The organism is Kitasatospora sp. NA04385, assembly GCF_013364235.1.
Taxonomy (GTDB): Bacteria; Actinomycetota; Actinomycetes; order Streptomycetales; family Streptomycetaceae; genus Kitasatospora.
In genome coordinates this window covers 1,191,991-1,216,680 of record NZ_CP054919.1, presented here as the reverse complement: position 1 = coordinate 1,216,680, position 24,690 = coordinate 1,191,991, and the positions used below count along the sequence as shown (strand labels likewise).

Annotated in this window: 19 protein-coding genes; 15 read left to right on the top strand and 4 right to left on the bottom strand. The window is 75.7% G+C overall.

The window, feature by feature from the left end; translation table 11 throughout:
- The first annotated feature begins 41 nt into the window (after positions 1–41).
- The 5 genes from HUT16_RS05345 to HUT16_RS05325 all read left to right on the top strand — a co-directional run bounded on the left by HUT16_RS05345 (position 42) and on the right by HUT16_RS05325 (position 9,864).
- Complete coding sequence (locus HUT16_RS05345; RefSeq protein ID WP_176185944.1) at positions 42–6,368, top strand: type I polyketide synthase; 6,327 nt, start codon at positions 42–44, stop codon at positions 6,366–6,368.
- A 17-nt stretch (positions 6,369–6,385) separates the two neighbouring features.
- Complete coding sequence (locus HUT16_RS05340) at positions 6,386–7,267, top strand: 3-hydroxyacyl-CoA dehydrogenase family protein (RefSeq protein ID WP_176185942.1); 882 nt, start codon at positions 6,386–6,388, stop codon at positions 7,265–7,267.
- A gap of 62 nt (positions 7,268–7,329) precedes the next feature.
- The gene (locus HUT16_RS05335; protein WP_176185940.1) at positions 7,330–7,608 is read left to right on the top strand and encodes an acyl carrier protein; all 279 of its coding nucleotides are present in this window, start codon (positions 7,330–7,332) and stop codon (positions 7,606–7,608) included.
- A complete protein-coding gene (locus HUT16_RS05330; RefSeq protein ID WP_176185938.1) occupies positions 7,601–8,716 on the top strand; it encodes an acyl-CoA dehydrogenase family protein in 1,116 nt (371 codons plus the stop codon). The genes HUT16_RS05335 and HUT16_RS05330 overlap by 8 nt, the downstream gene beginning before the upstream one ends.
- A gap of 35 nt (positions 8,717–8,751) precedes the next feature.
- Positions 8,752–9,864, top strand: coding sequence for an HAD family hydrolase (locus HUT16_RS05325; protein WP_176185936.1), 1,113 nt, complete (start codon positions 8,752–8,754; stop codon positions 9,862–9,864).
- Between the two features lie 78 nt (positions 9,865–9,942).
- On the opposite strand, the gene HUT16_RS05320 is transcribed toward HUT16_RS05325, so the two are convergent.
- Together HUT16_RS05320 and HUT16_RS05315 are read right to left on the bottom strand one after the other, a co-directional pair.
- Positions 9,943–10,605, bottom strand: coding sequence for an O-methyltransferase (locus HUT16_RS05320; RefSeq protein WP_176185934.1), 663 nt, complete (start codon positions 10,603–10,605; stop codon positions 9,943–9,945).
- Between the two features lie 113 nt (positions 10,606–10,718).
- Positions 10,719–12,542 carry an AfsR/SARP family transcriptional regulator gene (locus HUT16_RS05315; RefSeq protein ID WP_303392135.1) on the bottom strand — a complete coding sequence of 608 codons (1,824 nt, stop codon included), beginning with the start codon at positions 12,540–12,542 and terminating at the stop codon, positions 10,719–10,721.
- 541 nt (positions 12,543–13,083) lie between these two features.
- Between HUT16_RS05315 and HUT16_RS05310 the strand changes: the two genes are divergently transcribed.
- From HUT16_RS05310 to HUT16_RS05295, 4 genes are all read left to right on the top strand, one after another.
- Positions 13,084–13,845 carry a thioesterase II family protein gene (locus HUT16_RS05310; protein ID WP_176185930.1) on the top strand — a complete coding sequence of 254 codons (762 nt, stop codon included), beginning with the start codon at positions 13,084–13,086 and terminating at the stop codon, positions 13,843–13,845.
- A gap of 140 nt (positions 13,846–13,985) precedes the next feature.
- Positions 13,986–14,210: a LuxR C-terminal-related transcriptional regulator gene (locus tag HUT16_RS05305; protein WP_254897651.1), complete on the top strand. Its 225-nt coding sequence runs from the start codon at positions 13,986–13,988 to the stop codon at positions 14,208–14,210.
- A gap of 230 nt (positions 14,211–14,440) precedes the next feature.
- Positions 14,441–15,403: an ACP S-malonyltransferase gene (locus tag HUT16_RS05300; protein ID WP_176185926.1), complete on the top strand. Its 963-nt coding sequence runs from the start codon at positions 14,441–14,443 to the stop codon at positions 15,401–15,403.
- Positions 15,400–16,479, top strand: coding sequence for an arylcarboxylate reductase (locus HUT16_RS05295; RefSeq protein WP_176185924.1), 1,080 nt, complete (start codon positions 15,400–15,402; stop codon positions 16,477–16,479). The genes HUT16_RS05300 and HUT16_RS05295 overlap by 4 nt, the downstream gene beginning before the upstream one ends.
- Before the next feature lie 73 nt (positions 16,480–16,552).
- On the opposite strand, the gene HUT16_RS05290 is transcribed toward HUT16_RS05295, so the two are convergent.
- On the bottom strand, positions 16,553–17,221 hold the full coding sequence (locus tag HUT16_RS05290; protein ID WP_176185922.1) for a DUF5995 family protein: 669 nt from the start codon (positions 17,219–17,221) through the stop codon (positions 16,553–16,555).
- Positions 17,222–17,822: 601 nt separating this feature from the next.
- On the opposite strand from HUT16_RS05290, the gene tyrS reads away from it, so the two are divergent.
- The gene (gene tyrS, locus HUT16_RS05285; protein ID WP_176185920.1) at positions 17,823–19,232 is read left to right on the top strand and encodes a tyrosine--tRNA ligase; all 1,410 of its coding nucleotides are present in this window, start codon (positions 17,823–17,825) and stop codon (positions 19,230–19,232) included.
- Between the two features lie 68 nt (positions 19,233–19,300).
- Here the strand turns inward: tyrS and HUT16_RS05280 are convergent, their stop codons facing one another.
- Complete coding sequence (locus HUT16_RS05280) at positions 19,301–20,065, bottom strand: TetR/AcrR family transcriptional regulator (protein ID WP_176185918.1); 765 nt, start codon at positions 20,063–20,065, stop codon at positions 19,301–19,303.
- Positions 20,066–20,116: 51 nt separating this feature from the next.
- Between HUT16_RS05280 and HUT16_RS05275 the strand changes: the two genes are divergently transcribed.
- From HUT16_RS05275 to HUT16_RS05255, 5 genes are all read left to right on the top strand, one after another.
- Positions 20,117–20,884 carry an SDR family NAD(P)-dependent oxidoreductase gene (locus HUT16_RS05275; protein WP_176185916.1) on the top strand — a complete coding sequence of 256 codons (768 nt, stop codon included), beginning with the start codon at positions 20,117–20,119 and terminating at the stop codon, positions 20,882–20,884.
- 409 nt (positions 20,885–21,293) lie between these two features.
- Positions 21,294–23,060: an ATP-binding protein gene (locus tag HUT16_RS05270; protein WP_368662734.1), complete on the top strand. Its 1,767-nt coding sequence runs from the start codon at positions 21,294–21,296 to the stop codon at positions 23,058–23,060.
- On the top strand, positions 23,057–23,464 hold the full coding sequence (locus HUT16_RS05265) for a roadblock/LC7 domain-containing protein (RefSeq protein WP_176185914.1): 408 nt from the start codon (positions 23,057–23,059) through the stop codon (positions 23,462–23,464). The genes HUT16_RS05270 and HUT16_RS05265 overlap by 4 nt, the downstream gene beginning before the upstream one ends.
- 229 nt (positions 23,465–23,693) lie before the next feature.
- A complete protein-coding gene (locus HUT16_RS05260) occupies positions 23,694–24,047 on the top strand; it encodes a DUF742 domain-containing protein (protein ID WP_176185912.1) in 354 nt (117 codons plus the stop codon).
- Positions 24,028–24,678, top strand: a complete 651-nt coding sequence (locus HUT16_RS05255; protein ID WP_176185910.1) for an ATP/GTP-binding protein — start codon at positions 24,028–24,030, stop codon at positions 24,676–24,678. Before HUT16_RS05260 ends, HUT16_RS05255 begins: the two co-directional genes overlap by 20 nt.
- The last annotated feature ends 12 nt before the right edge of the window (positions 24,679–24,690 follow it).

The following is a 24,690-nucleotide window of genomic DNA, read 5'->3' as shown; positions in this document are numbered from 1 at the left end:
CGCAGACCGACCGACCGCCGCAGAAGGAGAAGCCCGCCCCCATGACCACCGACCCGGACCAGGTGGTCGCCGCCCTGCGCGCCTCGCTGCTGGACAACCAGCGCCTGCGGCAGGAGAACCGGCGGCTGCGCGACGACTCCGCCGAGCCCATCGCCGTCGTGGCGATGAGCTGCCGCTACCCCGGTGGCGTGCGCACCCCCGAGGACCTGTGGGAACTGCTGGTCGAGGAGCGCGACGCGGTCTCGCCGTTCCCCGCCGACCGCGGCTGGGACGTCGAGGGCGGCTTCGACGCCGACCCCGACGCCCCCGGCACCTTCTACGTCCGCGAGGGCGGCTTCCTGCACGACGCGACCGGCTTCGACGCCGGGTTCTTCGGCATCTCGCCGCGCGAGGCGCTCGCCATGGACCCGCAGCAGCGGCTGCTGCTGGAAGCCTCCTGGGAGGCGGTGGAACGTGCGGGCATCGACCCGACCACCCTGCGCGGCAGCCGCACCGGCGTCTACACCGGAGTGATCTACAGCGAGTACGGCTCCCGCCTCGGCCGGGTGCCCGACGAGGTGGAGGGCTTCCTCGGCACCGGCACCATCCCCAGCGTCGCCTCCGGCCGGATCGCCTACACCCTCGGCCTGGAGGGCCCGGCGGTCACCCTGGACACCGCCTGCTCGTCCTCGCTGGTCGCCGTCCACCTCGCCTGCCAGGGGCTGCGCTCCGGCGACACGACGCTCGCGCTGGCCGGCGGGGTGACCGTGATGTCCACCCCCGGCCTGTACGTCGGGTTCAGCCGCCAGCGCGGCCTGGCCCCCGACGGGCGCAGCAAGTCCTTCTCGTCCGCCGCGGACGGCGCCGGGTTCGGCGAGGGCCTGGGCCTGCTGCTGCTGGAGCGGCTCTCGGACGCCCGCCGCAACGGGCACCCCGTGCTGGCCGTGGTCCGCGGCTCGGCCGTCAACCAGGACGGCGCCAGCAACGGGCTGACCGCCCCCAACGGGCCCGCGCAGCAGCGCGTCATCAACGGGGCGCTCGCCCACGCCGGACTCGCCCCGTCCGAGGTGGACATGGTGGAGGCGCACGGCACCGGCACCGTGCTCGGCGACCCGATCGAGGCGCAGGCGCTGCTGGCCACCTACGGGCAGGACCGGCCCGCCGAACGGCCGCTGCGGCTGGGCTCGTTGAAGTCCAACCTGTCCCACACCCAGGCCGCCGCGGGCGTCGGCGGGGTGATCAAGTCGGTGCTCGCGCTGCGGCACGGCCTGATGCCGCGCACCCTGCACGTCGACCGCCCCTCGTCCCGCGTCGACTGGACCGAGGGGGCCGTCTCGCTGCTCACCGAGGCCGCCCCCTGGCCGGAGACCGGCCGTCCGCGCCGGGCCGGGGTGTCCTCCTTCGGCGCCAGCGGCACCAACGCCCACGTGATCCTCGAACAGGCCCCCGCCGCCCCGGCCGACGCCCCGGCCGCCACCGACGCGCCGGTGCCCGCCGCCGTCCCCTGGATCCTGTCGGCGCGCACCCCGGAGGCGCTGCGCGCCCAGGCGGCGGCGCTGCACGGGCGGGTGACGGCGGAACCGGACCTGAGCGTGCTGGACGTGGGCCATTCGCTGCTGGCGGGCCGCGCACGGTTCGCGGAGCGCGCGGTGGTGGTGGGCGCGGACCGGGACGAGCTGCTGGCCGGACTCGCGGCCCTGTCCCGGGGCAAGGGCTCGGCGAACGTGCCGGTCGGCGCCGGGCCCCGCCCGGGCCGTTCGGTGCTGGTGTTCCCGGGTCAGGGGTCGCAGTGGGTGGGGATGGCGGTGGAGTTGCTGGCCGAGTCGGGGGTGTTTGCGGGGCGGATGGCGGAGTGTGAGCGGGCGTTGGCGCCTTATGTGGAGTGGTCGTTGGTGGAGGCGTTGGGTTCGGAGGTGTTGCTGGCGCGGGTGGATGTGGTGCAGCCGGTGTTGTGGGCGGTGATGGTGTCGCTTGCGGAGGTGTGGGGTTCGTTCGGGGTGGTGCCGGATGCGGTGGTGGGTCATTCGCAGGGCGAGATCGCGGCCGCCGTCGTGGCGGGGGGTCTGAGTCTGGAGGACGGGGCGCGGGTGGTGGCGTTGCGCTCCCGTGCGGTGGGGGCGTTGGCGGGGCGCGGGGGTATGGCCTCGGTGCCGCTGCCGGTGGAGACGGTACGGAAGCGGATCGGGGAGCGGCTCTCCGTCGCGGCGGTCAACGGCCCGTCCTCGACGGCGGTGTCCGGCGACGCGGACGCCGTCGCCGCGCTGGTGGAAGAACTCCTGGCGGAAGGAGTGTGGGCGACCTCCATCGAGGTGGACTACGCCTCGCACTCCGCGCACGTGGAGGAGGTCCGGGAGCGGCTGCTCGCCGACCTGGAGGGCATCGTGCCGCTGTCCGGCGCGGTGCCGTTCTACTCCAGCGTGACCGGTGGCCTGCTGGACACGAAGGCGCTGGACGCCGAGTACTGGTACCGGAACCTGCGGCAGACCGTCGAGTTCGAGCGGGCGACGCGCGCGCTCCTCGCGGCCGGGCACCGCGTCTTCATCGAGTCCAGCCCCCAGCCGGCCCTGATGTACGGGATCGAGGACACGGCCGCCGACGCGGACGCCCCGGAGACGGTCGTCCTCGACACCCTGCGGCGCGGCGCCGGCGGGCTCCGGCGGCTCCAACTCGCCCTCGCCGGGGCCCACGTCCGGGGCCTGCGCGTCGACTGGGAGCGGCTGTTCGCCGGCACCGGCGCCCGGCCGGTGGACCTGCCCACCTACGCCTTCCAGCGCCGCCGCTACTGGCTCGACGCCGGGCCGGCCGACCGGGACGGGGCGGCCGTCGGCCAGTCCGCCGCGGACCACCCGCTGCTCGGCGCCGCGATCGAGCTGCCCGACGACGCGGGCACCCTCTTCACCGGCCGGATCTCCCCGGCCACCCACCCCTGGCTCGTCGACCACGCCGTGGCCGGAGCCGTGCTGCTGCCCGGCGCGGCCCTGGTCGAGCTGGCCGCGCACGCGGGCCGCCGGCACGGCTGCGCCCTCGTCGAGGAACTCACCCTCGCCGCCCCGCTGTTGCTGCCCGATGAGCACGCCGTGCACCTGCGCGTCCGGGTGGGCGCCGCGGACGCCGCGGGCCACCGCCCGGTGGAGTTCCACTCCCGGCCCGAGGCCGCCCCCGGCACCGCCGACCGGCCCTGGACCCGGCACGCCACCGGCACGGTCGGCCCCCTGGACTCCGCGGCCGACCACGACGGCACGGCCGCACCGGTCGGCGCGTGGCCCCCGCCCGGCTCCGTCCCCCTCGACGTGGACGAGCTGTACGGGCTGCTCGAAGCCCGGGGCGTCGCCTACGGCCCGGCGTTCCGCGGCCTGCGCGCCGCCTGGCGCACCGCGGACGCGATCCACGCCGAAGTGGCCCGGCCCGACGCCCTCCCCGGCACCGGGGCGGACGGCTTCGGCCTGCACCCCGCCCTCCTGGACGCGGCCCTCCAGACGACCGGCCTGCGCGACGGCGCCGCGCAGGCCGGGCCCGCCGACGGCGTCCCGCTGCCGTTCTGCTGGCAGCGCGTCGCGATCGAGGGCTCGGACGCGCCGGTCCTGCGCGTCCGGCTGGCCCCGGACGGACCCGACGCCGTCACCGCCCGGATCACCGACACCGAGGGGCGCACCGTGGCGACGGTCGGCTCGCTCACCCTGCGCACGGCGTCCGCCGCCGCGCTGGGGGCGTCCGCCGGCTCCGTCTTCCACCTCGGCTGGACGCCGGTCACCGCCGGGCCCGGTCCGCGCCCGGTCACCCGCTGGGGCCTGCTCGGCCCGCGCGACGAGCGGCTGCTGCCGACCGGCTTCCCCGCCGAACCCCGGCCCACGGCCCCCGACGCGCTGCTGCTGACCTGCCCCCCGTCCGCCGACGGCGCCGACCCGGACCCCGCGGCGGTGCACGCGGTCACGGCCGGGGTGCTGGAGCGCGTCCAGGCCCACCTGGCCGACGACAGCGCCGCCCGGACGCCCCTGGTGGTGCTCACCCGGGGCGCGACCGGCCCGCTCGGCGCGCGGCCGCAGGCGGTGGACCCCGGCGCGGCGGCCGTCTGGGGCCTGCTCAGGGCCGCCCAGCTCGAACACCCCGACCGCTTCGTGCTGCTGGACACCGAAGGACCGGAGCAGGACGGTCTCGGCGACGCGCTCGCCGACGCGCTCGCCGACGCGCTCGCCGACCTCCTCGCCACGGGCGAACCGCAGGCCGCGCTGCGCGACGGCGTCCTGTACGCCCCCCGACTGGTCCGGCCAGCGGCCCCCGCCCGGCCCGTCCCGGCCCCCGGGGCCGCCCCCGGGTCCGCCGCCGTCCCCGCGTCCCGGCCGGCCGGCGCGTTCGGGCCGTCCGGGGGGACGGTCCTGCTGAGCGGCGGTGGCGCCCTCGCGGCCGTCCTGGCGCGTCACCTGGTCGCCGCGCACGGGGTGCGCCACCTCCTGGTGCTGAGCCGCCGCGGCGCCGACGCCCCCGGCCTGCCGGAGCTGACGGCGGAGCTGGCCGGGGCCGGAGCCGAGCTGACCGCCCTCGGCTGCGACGTGTCCGACCGCCGGGCCCTGGAAGCCGCCCTGGCCACGATCCCCGGACACCGCCCGCTGTGCGCCGTGGTGCACACCGCCGGAGTGCTCGACGACGGCCTGCTGGACGGCCTGACGCCGCAGCGGACGGCCGCCGTCCTGCGGCCCAAGTACGACGCCGCCCACCACCTCGACCGGCTGACGCGCGGGGCGGACCTCGCCGCGTTCGTCGTCTTCTCCTCCGCCGCGGGCGTGCTGGGCAGCCCCGGCCAGGCGTCCTACGCGGCCGCCAACGCCGCGCTCGACGCCCTCGTCGCGGAACGCCGACGGCTCGGACTGCCCGGCCTGTCCCTGGCCTGGGGGCCCTGGGAGCGGGCGAGCGGGATGACGGCCGAGCTCGACGACTCCGACCGGCGGCGGATCGACCGGCGCGGCGCCCGCGGCCTCTCCGACGGGGAGGCGATGGCCCTGCTGGACACGGTGTGCGCCCCGGACGCCGCCCCGCCGGGGGACGGGAGCCCCGTCGTGCTGGCCCACCTCGACCTCACCGGGCGCGGCGACGGCCCGGTGCACCCGGCGCTGCGCGCCCTGGTCCGGCGGAGCCCGGCCGGAGCGGCCGGGGCGAAGGCGGCGGCGACCGCCGCCGCGGCACTGCGGCACCGGCTCGCCGCCGCCGACGCGCGGGAACGCGAGTCGGTCCTGCGCGAGCTCGTGCTCGCCGAGGCCGCCGAGGTCCTCGGCCACACCGACTCCGGGGCGCTGTCCGCGACGGAGCCCTTCCTCTCGGTCGGGTTCGACTCGCTGACCGCGGTCGAGCTCCGCAACCGGCTGGCCGCCGTCACCGGCGTGCGGCTGCGGCCCTCCGCCGTCTTCGACAGCGGCACCCCCGCCGCGCTCGCGGCGCGCCTCGCCGCCGAGGCCGGGCCGGAGGACGACGCCCCCCGGCCCGGAACGGCGCCCGGGACGGCAGCCGGGGCCGACCCGGCTCCGGTCGACACCGACCCGGCGAGCGTGCTGTTCCGCCGGGCCTGCGCGCTCGGCCGGATCGACGAGGGCATCGCCCTGCTCAAGAACGCCGCCGCGCTGCGCCCGGCCTTCCAGCACGGCGGCGACCTGGCCGCCGTCGGCGCCGGCCCGCGCCTGCTGCGGCTGAACGAGCGCGCCGACGCCCCCGTTCTGGTCTGCTTCGGCTCGATCGTCGCCCTCGGCGGCGCCCACCAGTACGCCCGCTTCGCGGCCCGCTTCCGGGACCACTACGCGGTCGTCGCGCTGGACGCCCCCGGGTTCGCCCCCGAGGAGGAACTGCCCGCCGACATGGCGGCCCTGCTGGACTTCCAGGTGACGACCCTGCTGCGGGAACTGCCCGGCCGGACGCTCGTCCTGGCCGGCTCCTCCTCCGGCGGCACGCTCGCCCAGGCGGTGGCCGCCGAGCTGGAGCGGCGCGGTGCGGGCCCGGCGGCCGTGGTGCTGCTGGACACCTACCTCTCCGACAACCAGGGCATCACCCAGTTCAACGACGTCCTGCTGGGCGGCATGTTCGCCCGCGAGGACCGGGCGGCCCCGATGGACGGGACCCGGCTGACCGCGATGGGCGGCTACTTCCGGCTGCTGGACGACTGGAAGCCCCCGGCGGTCCGCGCCCCGCTGCTGCTGGTCCGCGCCTCCACCCCGCTCGGCCGCCCGTCCGCCGAAGCCGGCGACTGGCGCTCGTCCTGGGCCGGGGCCGACACCGTCGTCGACGTTCCCGGAGACCACTTCTCGATCATGGAGCAGCACGTCGGGACCACCGGCGACGCCGTCGCCGACTGGCTCGGCGCGGTCCTCCGCACCCCCGGCACCCTGCGCACCCCCGACGGCTCGTGAGAACGAAGGAGAACCCGTTGACCACCGCCCCGCACGACGACTCCCACCCGTCCCCCCAGCAGCGGCACGTCCTCACCGTGCTGGGCGCCGGGGTGATGGGCGTGGGAATCACCGTCCTCGCCCTCGGGCACGGCCTGCCGGTCCACCTGGTCGACGTCGACCGGGAGCGGCTCGACCGGGCCGCGGAGCTGATCGAGGGCGAACTCCGGCTGGCCGAGCTGATGGGCGCGCTGCCCGCCGGGACGGCCCCCGGCACCCTGGCCACCGGCACCTCGCTCAAGGCCGCCGCCGGAGCCACCGCCGTCGTCGAGGCGGTCACCGAGAACGCCGGGGTCAAGGCCGCCGTCCTGGCCGAGGTCTCCGGGCTGGTCCGGCCCGGGACCCTGCTGATCACCAACACCTCCTCCATCCCCGTCGACGAACTCGCCGGGGCCCTGGAGCGGCCGGAGGAACTGGTCGGCACCCACTTCATGAACCCGCCCTACCTGATCGGCACCGCGGAAGTGGTCCGCGGCGCCAGGACCGGGGAGCCCGCGATGGCCGCCGTGGCGGACCTGCTGACGGCCCTGCGGCGGCGGGCGGTGGTCGTCCGGGACGCGCCCGGCTTCGTCACCAGCCGCATCCTGCACCCGATGATCAACGACGCGGCCCGGGTGGTGGAGGAGGGCACGGCGAGCGTCGAGGACGTCGACACCCTGATGCAGGGCTGCCTGGGACACCCCACCGGCCCGCTGCGCACCGCGGACCTGATCGGCATCGACAACCTCGTCGACTCCCTCACCGTGCTGCACGAGCGCACCGGCGACGACGGCTGCCGCCCCGCCGGACTGCTGCTCCGGCTGGTCCGCGAGGGCCGGCTGGGCCGCAAGTCCGGGCGCGGCTTCTACGACTACACCTGACCGCCCCTGACCATCCCTGATCATCCATGACCGCTGCTGACCGTCCGGACGAGGAGACCGTCATGAGCACGCCCGACACGCCCGACACCCACACCCTGGAGAAGGAGCTGCTGGAGTTCCTGGAAGGACGCACCGGCACCGCCTGGGACGCCGACACCGACCTGTTCGAGGCCGGCGGGCTGTCGTCCCTCTTCGCCATGCAGTTGGTGGTGCACCTGGAGAAGAGCTACGCCGTCGCCGTCCGCGGCGCGGACCTGCGGCTGGACAACTTCCGCACCGTGCGGCGGATGGCCGCGCTGGTGACCCGGCTCCGGGAGCCCGCCGGAGGTCCGCGTGGGTGACGACCTGGGCGGCGCGATGACCGCCGTCACCCTGCGGGTCGGCGACCTGGCGGAGGAGTGGGACCGGACCGGCCTCATCCCGTCGGACCTGCTGCGCGGACTGGGCGCCGAGGGGCGGCTGTGCGCCGAAGTGCCGGAGCAGTACGGCGGTTGGGGGCTCAGCAGCACGCACAGCGGCGCGTACACCGCCCACGTGGGGAGCCTGTGCAGCTCGCTGCGCAGCGTGATGACCTCCCAGGGCATGGCGGCGTGGACCATCCAGCGCCTGGGCACCGCCGAGCAGGCGGCCCTCCACCTGCCCCGGCTGACCGGCGGCGCGCTGGCGGCGGTCGGCTTCAGCGAGCCCGGCGCCGGCAGCGACCTCGCCGCGATGACCACGACCGTCCGCCGGGTCGGCGACCAGGTCGTCGTCGACGGGCACAAGAAGTGGGTGACCGCCGCCCACTACGCCGACCTGCTGGTCGTCGTCGGCCGCCACGAGGACGGGGCGGTGGCCGTCGTGGTGCCCGCCGACGCGCCCGGCGTCCGGATCGAGCGGATCGCCGACCCGCTCGGCTGCCGCGCGGCCGGCCACGCCGACGTGCACCTCGACGGGGTGCGGCTGCCGGCCGACAGCGTCCTGGGCGGCCACGGGCTCCCGACCGCCCTGCTGGTGACGACCGCGCTGGCCTACGGGCGGATGTCCGTCGCCTGGGGGTGCGTGGGCATCCTGCGGGCCTGCCTGGCGGCGGCCACCGCGCACGCCGCCGGACGGGAGCAGTTCGGCCGGCCGCTCGCCGAGCACCAGCTCGTCGCCGGGCACCTCGCCGACCTCTACACGGCCGAGCAGGTGGCCGTGCGGGTCTGCGAGCACGCCAGCCGCTGCTGGGACGAGGGGTCGCCGGACCAGGTGGTGGCGACCGTGCTGGCCAAGCACGTCGGCGCGACCCAGGCCGCCCGGGGCGCGGCGACGGCCGTCCAGGTGCTGGCCTCGGCCGGCTCCCGGGACGGGAACGCGGTCGCCCGGGCGTACCGGGACGCCAAGCTGATGGAGATCATCGAGGGCAGCAACGAGCTGTGCCGGCTGATGCTGGCGCAGCACGCCCTCTCCTTGCCGGGGGCACCGTGAGCGGGCCCGCGGCCGACGGGACGAGGAGGGACGACATGGCCGGGAGCGTCACCGTCAAGTGCCTGGTCTGGGACCTGGACGGCACCCTCTGGCAGGGCACCCTGCTGGAGGACGGCGAGGTGCACCTGCCGGAGGAGGTGCGCAAGGTGGTGATCGAGCTCGACTCCCGCGGCATCCTGCAGTCCGTCGCCAGCCGCAACGACCACGAGCACGCCTGGGCCCGGCTGGAGGCGTTCGGCCTGGCCGAGTACTTCGTGCTGCCGGAGATCGGGTGGGGCGCCAAGTCCGAGTCGGTGCGCCGGATCGCCGACCGGCTGAACTTCGCGCTCGGCACCGTGGCCTTCGTCGACGACCGGCCCGCCGAACGCGCCGAGGTCGCCTTCCACCTGCCCGAGGTCCGCTGCTACCCGGCCGAGCAGGTCCTCGACCTGCCCGGGCTCGCCGAGTTCACCCCGGGGACCAGCACCGTCGACTCCCGGCGGCGGCGCAGCATGTACCAGGCGGGCTTCCGCCGCGACGCCGAGCGGGCGGCCGCCCCCGGCACCGACGAGGAGTTCCTGCGCTCCCTGGACCTGCGGATGCGGATCGCCCGGGCCACCGGCGAGGAACTGTCCCGGGTCGAGGAACTCACCCTGCGCACCAGCCAGATGAACGCGACCGGGGTCCACTACCCGGACGCGGTGCTGCGCGGCCTGATCGCCGACCCCCGGCACGAGGTCCTGGTGGTCACCCTCACCGACCGGTTCGGCCCGCACGGCGCGGTCGGCGTCCTGCTGCTGGAGCGGCACCCGGGCCTGTGGCACCTCAAGCTGCTCGCCACCTCCTGCCGGGTCGTCGCCTACGGCGCGGGCGCGACCCTGCTGAACTGGCTGGCCGACGCCGCCGCCCGCTCCGGGGCCCACCTGGTCGCGGACTTCCGGGCGACCGAACGCAACCGGATGATGGAGATCGCCTACCGGTTCGCGGGCTTCGAGGGCCTGGACGAGGCCCCGTGCCCGTGCGCCGCGGTCCTCGCACCGGCGCCGGGGGAGCCCGGGCTCCAGCGCCTGCACCTGGCCCCCGGCCCGCGGGTGGTGTCCACCGTCGTCAGCGTGGACGCCCCCGACCTGGACGCTCCAGAGCCGGACGGGCCATCGGCGGCGCCGTGAGCGCCGAAGGGCCCGGCGCCCCCGGAACCCCGGCGCCCCCGGAACCCCGGGGGCGCCGGGCCCTTCGGCCCGCCGTCCTCAGCGCTTGCGGACCAGGGTGATCCCGTCGGCCATCACCAGCAGCGACAGCTCCACCCGGGGGTCGCGGTGCAGCACCCGGTTCAGCTCCCGGACCCCGGCGGTCTCCGGGTCCGCGGCGGCCGGATCGGCGACCCGGCCGAAGAAGAGGGTGTTGTCGACCACGAGCAGACCGCCGGGGCGCAGCAGGGCCAGCGAAGTCTCGTAGTAGCGCAGGTAGTTGGCCTTGTCCGCGTCGATGAACACCAGGTCGAAGCCCTCCGGCCCGCGCTCCGCCAGCAGCGCGTCCAGCGTCGCGGCCGCGTCGCCGATCCGCAGGTCGATGCGCGCGTCGACCCCGTCCCGCTTCCAGAAGTCGGCGCCGATGGCCGGCCACCGCTCCTCGATGTCGCAGGACACCAGCACCCCGTCGGCCGGGAGCGCGCGGGCCATGCACAGGGTGCTGTAGCCGGTGAAGGTGCCGACCTCCAGCACCGTCCGCGCCCCCGTCAACCCGACCAGCAGGGCCAGCAGTTGGCCCTCCTCCGCCATCACCTGCATGGCGGTCCCGCCGGGCAGGCCCGCGGTGGTCTCCCGCAGCTCCCTGAGCAGGTCGTCGTCGCGGAGCGAGACCTCCCGGACGTAGGCGAGCAGGTCGGGGGTGACGGTCGTCTGGTCGGCCATGGCGAGGAGTCCTCTCGGAGCGGAGCACGAGGGCGGGCAACGGGCGGGGCGGGACGGGGCGGGACGGGGGAGTGCGGGGCGGAACGGGGGAGCGGCGCCGGCCGCCGGGGCGGTCACCCGGCGCGCATGAACGGGTGGTCGTGCCGCCGCCCGGCGTCCGCCTGCGCCCGCTCGTGGGCGTAGGCCCGCAGCAGCGCGTCCAGCTGGTAGCGGCCCCCGACCGGCGCGCCCAGCAGGTTCGCCTCCAGCAGGGCGTCCAGCGCCTCCTCGGCCTGCTCCTCGGAGCAGCCGCACATCACCGCGACCCGGCTCCCGGAGACCGAGGACGCCCCGACGGCCCCCAGCGCGGTGAACACCTCGGCCGGGTCGACCCCGGTCGGAGCGCCCCGCCGCAGCCCGGCGTGGTCCGCGTCGAGGCAGGGCCGGACGTCCAGGTCGCCCGCGCGCAGTTCGTCCAGCAGCCGCGGGGCCTCGGTGAGCCGCCGGGCGAAGTGCCCGATGCTCCAGCGCGGGCGTTCCAGCAGCCGGATGCCCGCGATCCGGATCGCCAGCGGCAGGCCCGCGCAGGCCGACAGCACCGCGCGGGCCGCCTGCGGTTCGGCGCCGATCCTGGCCGGGCCGACGATGCTGCCCAGCAGTTCCATCGACCCGGCCTCGTCCAGCGGGCCGAGTTGGAGGGTGCGCGCCCCCTCCAGCTCGGTCAGCCGCCGCCGACTGGTCACCAGCAGCCTGCTGCCCCCGCTGCCCGGTATCAGCGGCCGCACCTGCGCGGTGCTGGAGGCGTTGTCGAGCACCACCAGCACCTCGCGGCCCGCGGTGAGCGAGCGGTAGAGGCTCTCCCGCTCCGAGGTCTCCTCGGGTATCTCGTGCCGGGGCACCCCGAGGTCCGCCAGGAACCGCGGCAGGACCGCCCGGGCGGCCAGCGGCTGCGCCGCCCCGCCGAGGTCCGCGTAGAGCTGGCCGTCCACCGAGGAACCGCGCACGGCGTGCGCCGCGTGCAGGGCCAGCGCGCTCTTGCCGACCCCGCCCCGGCCGGTCACCACCGCCGTCGCCACCATGCCCGCGGGCATCGCGCCGGTGGTGAGGAAGTGCCGCAGCCGGGTCAGCGCGCCGGAGCGGGCCGACAGCGGCAGCGGCACCGAGGGCAGCTGCGCCGGAACCGGTCGGGACCTCTCCCGGGCGGCGGCCGCCGCCGGCCCGGGAGCCGCCTCGGCGGCCGGTGCGGGCTGCTCCAGCGGGCCGGGCGTGCGGGGCCGGTCGTGGGCCGAGAGGATCTGCCGGTGGACCTCGCGCAGGTCGGCGCTGGGTTCGGCGCCGAGCTGCTCGACGAGCAGGACCCGGGTGCGGCGGTAGAGGTCCAGGGCCTCCGACTGCCGTCCCGAGCGGAACAGCGCCAGCATCAACTTGCCCACCAGGGCCTCCCGCAGGGGGTGCTTGCGCACCAGCCGCACCAGCTGCGGCACCACCTCGGCGTGCCGCAGCAGCGCCAGCTCCGCGTCGAACCGCAGCTCCATCGTCTGCAGGCGCAGCTCCTGGAGGTAGCGGCCCTCCACGTCGCGCAGCGTCTGCGAGGGGATGTCCGCCAGCGGCTCCTCGCGCCACAGGGCGAGCGCCCCGGCCAGCTCGGCGGAGGAGCCCTCCAGGTCTCCGCGCTCGGCCAGCTCCGCCGCGCGCCGGCGGTGGGCGGTGAACTGCCCGAGATCGCTCTCGTGCTCGGCGAGTTCGAGGAGGTACCCGGGCGCCCGGGTGAGGATCCGGGCGGAGGCGATCTCGCCCAGCGACTGCCGCAGGCGCATCACGTAGGTGCGGACGGTCGCGGCGGCACTCGGCGGCGGCGCGCCGTCCCAGACGTACTCGGCGATCCGGTCGACCGAGATGACCCGGTTGGCGTTGAGGAGGAGCGCTGCCATGACCACGCGCTGCCTCGGCGCCGACACGTGCACCTCGCACGCGTTCAACCGGATGGAAAGCGGGCCCAGCAACAGGAAGTTCAAGGGGAGTCCTCTTCATCGCACGGCCGGTGGGCAGGGCTGCCTCCAGCCTGTTCGGGAACCCGTGTACGCGTCAACGCGGTCCTGTCGGGTCTAGGGGTATTCCTAGAGCGCGGGTCCTGCGTCCGCGCCGGATCTGCGCCGCGCGGAACCGCCGCGGCGGTGCGGACCGGTGCCGCCGGGTCGGAGCCAAGTAAATCCCACGGCTTTGCTCCGCACCGCAACGTTCTCCCCAATCACCGGAGAGATGGCCGGAATTGGCCACGGGCATGGGCGGATCGGTGCGCTCCGAGAGGTACTTGCTGTGATTCCGAACGGTATGGCAGTCTGTCATATGCGCTAACCGTGAGTCGCAGATCACCGTCGATCCGAGCTCCCCTTATCAGCGCGCATCAGACGGCCCGCCGGTGCGGCGGCTGTTCCATCCGATCGCCACACCCCGCCCGCCGGCACCGCGCGGATTTCGAGAAGAGAATGAAAGGCCGACATGACCTCCCTCTCTCCGGACAGCGACCTGTGGTGCCGTCGCTTCCACCCCTCACCGGCGGCCACCCGCCGACTGGTCTGCTTCCCGCACGCCGGCGGCTCGGCGAGTTTCTACTTCCCGGTGTCCGCCGCGCTGCACGGCCCGGTCGACCTGCTGGCCGTGCAGTACCCGGGCCGGCAGGACCGCCGGGGGGAGGCCGGCGTCCATGACCTGCACCGGGTGGCGGACGAGGTGGCCGAGGCGCTGCGCCCCCGGGACGACCTGCCGCTGACCCTCTTCGGGCACAGCATGGGCGCGCTCGTCGCCTTCGAGGTGGCCCGGCGGATCGAGCGCGCGGGCGGCCGGGTCGACCACCTCTTCGTCTCCGGCCGCAAGGGGCCGTCCGCGGCCCGGCCCGACCCGGCCCACCCGGTCGACGACGAGGGCATCGTGGCCGAGCTCAGGGAGATGAACGGCACCGAGTCCCGGCTCCTGGAGGACGAGGAACTGCTGGAGATGGTGCTGCCCGCGCTGCGCGCCGACTACCGGGCGGTGGGGGCCTACCGGCCCGACCGCGACGCCGCCGTCGGCTGCCCGGTCACCGCCCTGGTGGGCGACCGGGACCGCTGGGCGCCCGTCCCCGAGGTCGAGCGCTGGCGCGACCGTACGACGGCCGCGTTCGACCTCAGGGTCTTCCCCGGCGGTCACTTCTACCTCAGCAGCCGGGCGGACGAGGTGGCCGCCGTGCTGCGCGGGCACCTCACCGGCGCGCTGCGCGCCTGAGGGCACGGACCACGGGGCGGACGGACGACAGTGAAGGGGACCGAGCAGTGACACCGTCAGCGACCTCCACCCGGACCGAGCCCGCGCGCCCGCCGCACCCCGAGCCCGCCGGCGGCCCGGGCCTCCGGCGGCTGGCCGCCGTGGACGTGCGCATCCTGGAGGGCGTCGCGGTCGGCACCCCGACCGTCCGGCTGGCGGCGTCGCTCCATCTGAGCCGGCAGGGCGTCGAATACCGCATCGGGCTGATGATGCGCCGTTTCCAGGCGGCGAACCGGACCGCGCTGATCTCCCGGGCGCACTCCCTCGGAGTGCTCAGCGTCGGGGCGTGGCCACCCCGCGTTCTCCCGGAATTCCTCGAACCCTAGCGGCGGGCCGGGGAAATCCCCTCCCGAAGCAGGAAAAGCACTCCGCCGCCGCGGCGCCGGGAATTCTCCCAGACCTCGATATCGTCTCGATATCGCGCCGCGGGACGAGTTCCCGGCCGTCCGGTCGGACCGGTCATTCCGCGCCATTGTGCGGGCGTATTCACTCGTGCCGCACCACGTCCAAGCCGCACCACTGTTCCCTCCTTTCACGCCAATTCACAGGAGCTGTCATGAGTCTGGGGTATCTGTTCGGCGGCGGAGTCGGGACCGAGCCGCACGGTCTGGAGCTCTACCGCACCTACGAGGTCGTCCAGGCCTGGTACGAACAGGTCTCCGAATGGACCGGGCTGACGGTCGGACAGATCCTGGAGGAGGACCTGCCGACCGCCCAGGAGGAGCGGCAGAGCGTCGGCACCGTCCGCGAAGCCGCCCTCGCGATCGGCGTGCACGACGTGCTCGCCTCGTTCAACCTGCGCCCCGCGGCCATCGGCGGCCTCAGCCTCGGCGCGATGACCGCCAGCTGCCTGGCCGGGGCGCTGGGGCGGCGGGAGCTGTTCGAGATGCTGGCGGCCTCCCGCGACACCCCGGAACCGCCCGCCGAGGAGCCGCGGCAGGGCATAGCCATCGCCTTCGGCCCGCTCGCCGACGGCGCCCCCGCCCACCCCGGCGAGGGCGTCCCCGGCGTGTACCTGGCGGGCGACTTCGGCCCCACGGTCGACGGCACCCAGCGCATCATGATGCTGGCCGGCCACGCCGAGGCGCTCGGCGCGCTCGCCGCGGAGGTCCCGCCGGGAACGGTCGTCCCGCTGCCCGGCCGCACCATCGCCGTCCACACCCCGCTGCGGCGGCCCTACCGCGACTTCATGGCCCCGCGGATCGACGCCATCCCCTTCGAGGACCCCGGCCTCCCCCTGCTGTCCTGCCTGGAGCCCAAGGTCCTGCGCACCGCCGCCGACGTCAGGGACCTCTTCCAGCGCAACTCCACGGACCCGATCAGCCTGGTCGACGTCTACACCGGGATGAAGGAGCAGGGCGTGCGGCTCGGGCTGGTGATGGGCCCCTCGATCCCCGAGGGCATCCTCGCCTTCCCCTTCCCGGTGGTGCACGTCGAGCGGCCCGAGCACGTCGAGCAGGCCCTGACCACCGCGTACGAACTCGGCATCGACCTCTCCGGCACCCCGGCCCTGTCGTGACCGCGGCCGTCGGCACCGACCCGGACGCCCAGATCGCGCGCTGGCTGGACACCGACCTCGACGCGTGGACCCGCACCGTGGTCCGGCGGCACTTCGACCCGGTCTCCGGGAGCCCCTACTGGCTGGAGCAGGCCCCCCGGCTGGACTTCGACCCGCGCGACGTCACCCGCTACGACCAGCTCACGGCCTTCGGCCCGTTCCCGCTCGACCGGCTGCGCACCGCGGACCCCGCGGACCTCGTCCCGCTGTCGGTGCCCCGGCCGCTCGCCGGCCGGGTCTGGGACACCGGGGGCACCACCGGCACCCCCTGCCGGGCGTTCTACACCCCCGCCATGCTGCGGCACCGGGCGCTCTGGCGCCGCTGGTCCTTCGTCCGGGAGGGCTTCGCGCCGGGCCGCACCTGGCTGCAGGCCACCCCCACCGGGCCGCACCTGATCGGGAACGGCGTGCACGAGGTCTCCGAGCTGCACGCCGGCCAGGTGTACGCCGTGGACATGGACCCCCGGTGGGTGAAGCGGCTGATCCGGGCCGGACGGCTGGCCGAGGTCGGCGACTACACCACCCACCTGCTGGAGCAGATCGCCGACGTCCTCGGGCAGGGCCGGGTCCACTACCTCAACACCACCCCGGCCCTCTTCCAGGCCCTCGGCCGCCAGCGGCCCGACCTGGTCGCCGCCCTCGACGGCGTGCGCCTGAGCGGCACCCAGATCAGCGCCGACATGTACCGGAGCTTCACCGCCGCGCTGGAGGGCGGGATCTGCGGGCTGACCTACGGCAACACCTTCGGCAACGCGGCCTGCCTGGACGTCGAGCGGGACGGCGAACTGATCAGCTACGTGCCGAACTACCCGCAGGTCACCATGGGGGTGGTCGACCGGGGCGACCCCGCGGTCCAGGTCGCCCCCGGCGCGGTCGGCCGGGTGCGGCTCACCGTCCTGCACGAGGACCTCTTCCTCCCCAACATCCTGGAACGCGACCAGGCCCTGCGGCACCCGACCGACCACTGGCCCACCGACGGCGTCGCCAACGTCCGCCCGCTCCAGATCGCCAGCTCGTCCCCCGAGGGCCTCTACTGAACCCGCCGTCCGGGCCCGCCCGGCGGCGGTGGCGGCAGCGGGTCGCCGCCGCCGTCCGGGCGCGCTCCGGGGGTCAGTTCGGGCTGAACGGGGTGAGCAGGGCGCGGCTGACCATGCCGACCGAGCCGGAGAGGGCGTCGGCGACCACCGTCCGGGCGGGCGGGACGCGGCGCAGCTCCCACAGGGCGAGGACCGAGGCCCAGGCGGCGTCGCGGGCGCGGTCGATGCTCCAGACCGAGAGCACGTGCAGCAGCGGGCCGCCCGCCGGGACGGGCAGCAGGGACGCGCGGACCTGTGACTCGACCAGGGCGAGCAGGGCGTTGATGCGCAGGTAGTCGGCGTGCAGCCGGTCCGGGGTGCGGCCGGTGAGGCGGCAGGTGTCCAGGACGGCGAGCGGGAGGTCGTTCTCGATGTGGGCGTTCATGCCGGCCAGCGCGAACTGGAGCGGGTGGACGCCCGGGGCGGCGCGCAGTTCGAACAGCGGGCGCCAGCAGGCGGCGGGGCGGCGGCCGGCGCGGTCGTCGTCGACGGCGGTCAGGTAGCGGGCGGCGAACACCGAGTCGAGTTCGGCCATGGTGGCGGGGTCGTCGAAGTACGCGGCGGCGAGGTGGTCGCGGACCAGGCGGGTCACCGTCAGGTACATCGCGTTGAACACGGCGACGCCGTCACCGGGCGGGAGTTCGGCGGCCAGCTGCGTCATCCGGTCGACCACCTGGTCCACCGTCAGCACCGGTGCGGTCATGCGCATCCTCCAGGACGGGCGGTCCGACAAGCGGATGGTGGGCTGATACTCCGTCACCTTCGCAGGCCGGGCCGCCGCTGCCAAGGCGCACACGTGGTGCGGGCGGGTGGAAAACGGAGGCGGGGACCGCGGCGGACGGCCGGGGGAAAACCGGGTGCGCGGGGCGGGGCCGGTGGGGCAGCATGGGCGGCGACGGCGCTGCCGGGCGCATTTCGCGCTCCCGCCGTTCCCTGTCCCCGGAGGCTCGCGTGGTGAAGCGATATTAGCGGCGGTGCACACCGCCCTCCGGCCCGCCCCTCCCCGTGGGCGGCCGAGCCTCCCGGTCCTGCTCGGACGATCCCGCCGACGTGCTGACGCGCCGACGCGCCCCCGTACGGGTGCGCGGTCCGCCGCCGCGCGCCGGTGCGGGCGTCGACACCCGCCGCGAGCCGTGGGCGGCCGCCCCCCCAGCCGGCCGGCAGCCCTGTCCGTCCCCACCCCGAGCCCCCCACCCCGTTCGCGCCGCGCGGCCGCGCCCCGCCACTGTGCACCGTCGCCGTGCCCCGCTGCCGTGTGCCGCCGCCGTGCGCCGACGCATTCCGAGCATCCCGAGAGGACGGCCATGACCGCCACCGCATTCGACCGCAGCACCGCACGGGTCCGTGAACTGATCGAGGACGAGGGGGAGTTGCGGGAGGGCCCGGAGCTGGGCCGGCTGCTCGGGCTGCTGGCGGAGCGCCGCGGCGCCGACCTGTCGGGCCTGCCGCCGCGACGCCAGGCCGAACTGCTCGGCGCCCGGGCCGCGCAGGTGCTGCCCGGCGGCGACCGGCTCGCCGAACTGCTCGCCGAAGGACGGCCGCTGACCGTCAAGTTCGGCATCGACCCGACCGGCGCCGAGGTGCACCTCGGGCACGCCGTGCCGATGCTGCTGGCCAGCCGGCTGCAACGGATGGGCCACCGGGTGGTGTTCCTGGTCGGCGACATCACCGCCCGGATCGGCGACCCGTCCGGCCGCAGCGCCGAACGCCCGCCGCTCACCGAGGCGGACGTGCGGCGCAACGTCGCCACCTACCGGCAGCAGGTCGGACCGTTCTTCGACTTCGCCCGGGCGGACTTCCGGTTCAACAGCGAGTGGCTGGAGCCGATGACGCTGCCGCGCTTCCTGGCGGTGCTGGCGGAGCTGCCCGCCTCCGCCGCGCTCCAGCGCGAGGACTTCCGCACCCGGCTCGCCGAGGGCAGCGGGCTGACGCTCGCCGAACTGGTCTACTCCGTGGTCATGGCGATGGACTCGGTCGAGCTGGCCGCCGACGTCGAACTCGGCGGCCTCGACCAGCTGCTCAACCTGCAGATGTGCCGCCGGGTGATGGGCGCGGTCGGGCAGCGGCCCGAAGTGGTACTGGCCACCGGCCTGATCGAGGGCACCGACGGCACCGGCGCCAAGATGAGCAAGTCGAAGAACAACTACGTCGGGCTGGGCTTCCCCGCCGAGGAGATGTTCGGCCGGCTGATGTCCTGCGCGGACCGGCTGCTGCCCGCCTACCTCCGGGCGCTCACCGAACTCCTCGACCAGGAGATCGAGTTGCTGCTCGCCCAGGTCGACGACGGCCGCCGGCACCCGATGGCGGTCAAGACGCTGCTGGCCGCCGCCGTCACCGCCACCGTGCACGGGGAGGACGCCGCCCTCGCCGCGCGGGACGCCTTCCGGGCGCGGTACTCGGTGCGCCGCTACTCCCAGGCGGGGCCGCTGCCCGCCGTCGACCCGGCGGTGCACGGCGCGGCGACGATCGGCGAACTGCTGGTGCGGGTCAGCGGTGAGCTGCCCAGCCTCAACCAGGTCCGCCGGGTGGCCGAGGCGGGCGGCCTCAGGCTCGTCGTCGAACACACCGACGGCGCCCGGCGGACCGTCCCGCTCAGCCGGGGCGAGGCGGACGAGCGGCTGCTCGTCGTGCTCGGCGCGCACGAGCTGGCGCGGCCGGGGGCGAACCGGCGGGTGTTCCTGCGGTGCGGGCGGAAGGTGCTGGAGCTGACCTGACCTGACCCGATCCGGTCTGACCCGGCCTGACCCGGCCCGGGCCTGGTGCGGGCCGGGCCGGGGTCGGGTCAGGCCTCCCGGCGGGCGGGGAAGGCGTCCTCGCCGAAGGAGGCGGCCAGTGCCCGGGAGATCAGGTCGGGCAGGTCGCCGCGCCCGTCGTCCTCGGCCCAGCAGGTCAGCGCCGTGTGCATCGCGGCCAGGCAGGCACTGGTCGCCGCCCGGGCACGGAAGACGGCGTCGGGGTCGGGGGCGGGTGCGGGGGCGGTGCGGGGACCGGCGTCGGCGTCCGTGTCGGCGTCGGCGTCCGCGCGGGCCAGGGCGGCGAGGACGGCCTCCTGCAGGGCGTACTGGCTGTCCAGGTGCCGGGCCCGCAGGGCGGGCGTGGTGACCATCAGGCGCAGGCAGTCGAGCAGGAAGCCCCGGTCCACGGCCGGTCCGTCCCCGTCCGCGTCCCCGTTCTCGTTCCCGTCCGCGCCGTCCGCGCCGTCCGCGCCGTCCGGGTCGTCCGGGGCGCCGTCCCGGTGCTCGCGGGTCAGCGCGGCGGCCGCCTCCACCAGCGCGCCGCCGACCCGGCGGACCAGGGGCTGGGCGGCGGACGAGGCGGCGACGCGTTCGGCGATGAGCCGGGCGGGCCGGTCGACCAGGGCGAGGTCCTCCTTGGTGGGGAAGTGCCGGTAGACCGTCATCGGCGAGACTCCGGCGGCCTCGGCGACGTCGGCCACCGTCACCGCGTCGTAGCCGCGTTCGGTGAACAGCCGCACCGCGTGGGTCTGGAGCAGCTGCCGGGTGCGGGCGCGCTGGCGCTCCCGCAGGGTTGGGGTCCGTCCATTCATGTGGTAGACACTATCAAGTTGGTAGTGACTATCACATCGGGGGTGGGGAACATGGCGGAGCGGACGGGCCGGACGGTTCTGGTGACGGGCGCCTCGCGGGGCATCGGGCGGGCCGTCGCGACCAGGATCGCGGCCGAGGGGGCCACGGTCCTCGTGCACTTCGGCACGGACGGGCGCGGCGCGGAGCGGACCGTCGAGGAGGTGCGGCGGGCGGGCGGGACCGGCTTCGCGGTCCGGGCCGAGCTGGGCGTGGACGGCGACGTCGAGACGCTGCTGGCCGGGGTCGGGGCCGTGCTGGCCGGGCGGCCGCTCGACGTCCTGGTCAACAACGCGGCGGCGGCCCCGGCCGGTCCGCTCGGCGTGACGACCCGGGCGGAGTTCGACCGGCTGTTCGCGGTGAACGTGCGGGCGCCGTACTTCCTCATCGAGGGCGCGCTGCCGCTGCTGCGCGACGGCGGCCGGATCGTCACCGTCTCGTCGGTGGCGACCCGGATGGCCAACCCGGCGCAGACCTCCTTCGCGATGACCAAGGGCGCGGTCGAGACCATGACCAGGACGCTCGCCGCCCAGCTCGGCGCCCGGGGCATCACCGTGAACGCGGTGGCCCCCGGCGCGACCAGGACGGCGGACAACGGCGCGGCCTTCGAACTGCCGGGCCTGGTCGAGCGGATCGCCGCCCTGACCGCGCTCGACCGGCTGGGCACCGCCGAGGACGTGGCGGAGGTGGTCGCCTTCCTGGCCTCCGACGCCGCCCGCTGGATCACCGGCCAGGTCCTCGACGCCAGCGGCGGCCTGTTCCTCGGCCCGCGAGTCGCCTGACGCCGCGAAACGGGGTGGCTGCCGGCGCGCGGGCGCGGCTGCGGGCGGGGTGAGGGGCAGCGGGGGTGCGGAGGATCCGTGAAAGGGGCGTGCGGGAACGTCGGACTAGCACCATCGACCGGAAGGGGACGGAGGTTTGCGCGGACTGCCGCTCGTCCGGGTGAATCCGGCGCCCGGGGCTACTGCGACGGCGCTTGGTGCGACAAGCCTATGAGTCGGGCGCGGGGCGGTGCGAACCGCTCCGCCGGGCCTCGCGCGAGCCCCGACCAGCACAACTCTCCTGGGGGAAAAGAACTCTGACGGGCCGTCAGATGCATCGTGCACCGGCTATGCTGCTTCGCGCCCCGGGCCCCGCCGCACCGCCCGGCCCCGCCCGCCACCCCGTCCCCCCGAGCGTATGAGGATGCTGATGCTTCGAGCCGGATCGTCACCAGACGGATGGTCTTCAGGAGGGCGGTTGCCCGCGGCCGTCCTCGTCGGTCTGCTGCCCGCGGTGGTGATCGGCGCGGCCGTCGGCCTCGCCGCCGCCGCGGACCCGGGCGCGGCGACCTCGGGGATCATCTGGTGCGGCCTGGTGGGCGCCGCGGCCGTGGCGGCGGCGGGCTTCGAGGCGGTGCGCCGGGGCCGCGCACTGGAGCGGGCCCGCGAGGAGGCCGCCCGGCAGGACGCCGAGCAGCGCCACCGCTTGGCCCGGCAGCAGGCCGGCATGCTCGAACTCGCCCGGAACGACCTCCCGCAGGCCGTCGCCCGGATGCAGGGCGGCGAGTTCATCACCGACGTGCTCCGCTCCTACGAGCAGCAGCGGCCCGGCGACGCGGGCGACGAGTTCCACGGCTTCCGCCACGCCGTGCTGCGCGCCGTCCTGGACGCCGTCGACAACGAGGAGGCGATGCGCGAGTCCGCGCAGCGCGCCTTCGTCAACGTCGCCCGCCGGGTCCAGGCCATCGTCCACCGCCAGGCCATCGACCTGCGCAAGATGGAGGACCGGCACGGCGACGACCCCGCCGTCTTCGACGACCTGCTGATCATCGACCACGGCAACGCCCTGATCGGCCGCCTCGCCGACTCCATCGCCGTGCTCGGCGGCGCCCGCCCCGGCCGGCAGTGGAACAACCCCGTCCCGCTGTACAGCGTGCTGCGCGGCGGCATGTCCCGGATCCTCGACTTCCGCCGGGTCGAACTCCACCCGGTCTCCGAGGTCGCCGTCGTCGGCCCCGCCGTCGAACCGCTGATCCACGCGCTCGCCGAGCTCCTCGACAACGCCACCCGCTACTCGCCCCCGCAGACCAGCGTCCACCTCACCGCCGTCGAGGTGCAGACCGGCATCGCCATCGAGATCGAGGACGGCGGGCTCAGCCTCGGCGAGGAGGGCCGGGCCCGGGCCGAGCGGATGCTCGCCGAGGCCGAGTCCGGCATCGACCTCAACGGCCTCGGCGAGACCCCCCGGCTCGGCCTCGCCGTGGTCGGCCGGCTCGCCCGCGCCTACGGCTTCCAGGTCTCGCTGCGCCCGTCCGCGTACGGCGGCGTGCGCGCCGTGCTGATCGTCCCCGACGTGTACATCACCACCGCGCCCGCGCCCAGCCGCGCCCACGGCATCGGCCGGATCGCCACCACCACCCCGCTGGCCTTCCCCTCGCACCCCGGGCAGCCCGACAGCGAGGCGTACCCGAGCGACGCCGGCGGCGGCTTCGCGGACACCCCGCCGCGCCCCCACCCCGCCGCCGCGACCCACACCCCCGCCGGGGGCTTCGCGGCCGCCGCGGCCTTCCCGCGAGCCGTGCCCAACCCCGCCCCCGCCGGGCCCGGCTTCGCATCCGCCGGACCCGACTTCGCCCCTGCACCCGCCGCCGGGCCCGGGCTCGCCGCCGTCCCGTACCAGGACGACGTGCACCTGGTCCTGGAGCGCACCGCGAACGGCCTGCCCCAGCGCCGCCGGCACGCCGCCCCGTCCCGCTTCGGCGCGGCCGCCCCCCGCACCCCGCAGCCGGCTCCGGAGCCGGCCCCGGCCCCGGTGGCGCAGGTCGCGCCGGTGCCGCAGACACCTGCCCCCGGGCCGGTCCAACCCGGCCTGTGGCTGGCCGCCTTCACCAACGGCGTCAACGGCACCGCGCCGGCCGCCGGACCGGGCGGCCCCGGCCACGACAGTGACGAAGCAGCAGGGAAAGGCGACAAGTGATTCAGCAACGGACCAACATGGACTGGATGCTCAGGGACCTGGCCGAGACGGTCCCGTGCATCCGGCACGTCATCGTCCTGTCGGCCGACGGCCTGCGGCTGGCCCAGCACGGCACCGACCCCGACACCGCGGACCGGCTGGCCGCCGCCTGCGCCGGGCTGCAGAGCCTGGCCAACGCGGTCGGCCACGAGTTCCCGAACGGCGACGGGCGGATGCGGCTGGTGGTGATCGAGGTCGGCGGCGGGTTCTTCTACCTGATGGCGGCCGGTTCCCGCGCCTACCTGGCCGTCCTCGCCGACGAGGGCGTGGACGCCGGACTGGTCGGCCAGCGGATGCGCGACCTGGTCGCCCGGATCGGCGAGCACCTGACCACCCCCGTCCGCGGCAGCGAGCAGATCGCGTGACCCGCACCGCCGCCGACCGGACCGACCGGATCGACCGGATCGACCGGACCGACCGGACCGACCGTCGGGCTGCGGCGACCGGCCGGGCCCGGGCGGCAGCGAGCACGGGAACGACCGGCGCGGCCGGAACCACCGGAACGACCGGGAAGCCCCCGACGGCAGCGGCCGCCGGAACGACCGGAACACCGCCGACGCGCCGACCGGCCGCCGGCCACACCGAGGTGCGGGGATGAGCAACCAGGACTGGGCGGACGCCAACCCGGAGCGGCTGTACGTGATCAGCGGGGGGCGCGACCGCAAGTCCGCCACCGCCGGGTTCGACCTGGTCACGCTGGTCGTCGCCCGGACCCGGCCCGAACCCACCATGCAGCCCGAGCACGCCGCGATCCTGCGGATCTGCGGCTCCCCGCTGTCGGTCGCCGAGATCTCTGCCTACCTGCGGCTGCCGAACAGCCTGGTGACCGTCCTGCTGGCGGACCTGCTCGCCGAACGCCGGATCGAGGTCCGCGCCCCCGTCCCGCCGGCCGCCCTTCCCGACCTTTCCCTGCTGGAGGCAGTGATCCATGGACTTCAACGGCTCTGAGCCGCGCGGGCCGCGCGAGGCCGAGCTGCTCCCGGCGACCGTGGCCACCGCCGTCAAGGTCGTCATCGTCGGCGGCTTCGGGGTCGGCAAGACCACCCTGGTCGGCGCGGTCAGCGAGATCCGCCCGCTGACCACCGAGGAGACCATGACCGAGGCCGGCGTCGGCATCGACGACCTGGCCGGGGTGGAACGCAAGAGCTCCACCACGGTCGCGATGGACTTCGGCCGGATCACCATCAGCGACGAACTGGTGCTGTACGTCTTCGGCACGCCCGGCCAGGAGCGCTTCTGGTTCCTGTGGAACGGCCTGTTCGAGGGCGCGCTCGGCGCGGTCGTGCTGGTCGACACCCGCCGCCTGGAGGTCTCCTTCGACGTGCTGGGCCGGCTGGAGGACCGCGGCGTGCCGTTCGTGGTCGCGCTGAACGGCTTCCCCGAGTCGCCCCGCTACCCCGTCGAGGAGCTGCGCGCCGCGCTCGACCTGCCGCACCACGTGCCGATCGTCCACTGCGACGCCCGCTCCCGGGAGTCCAGCCGGGACGTGCTGATGGCCCTGATGCGCTACCTGTACGACCTCGCCGCCCAGCCCACCCACCCCGCCCGGACGGCCGCGCCCGCCCAGCCCGTTGGCTGACGACACGTCAAT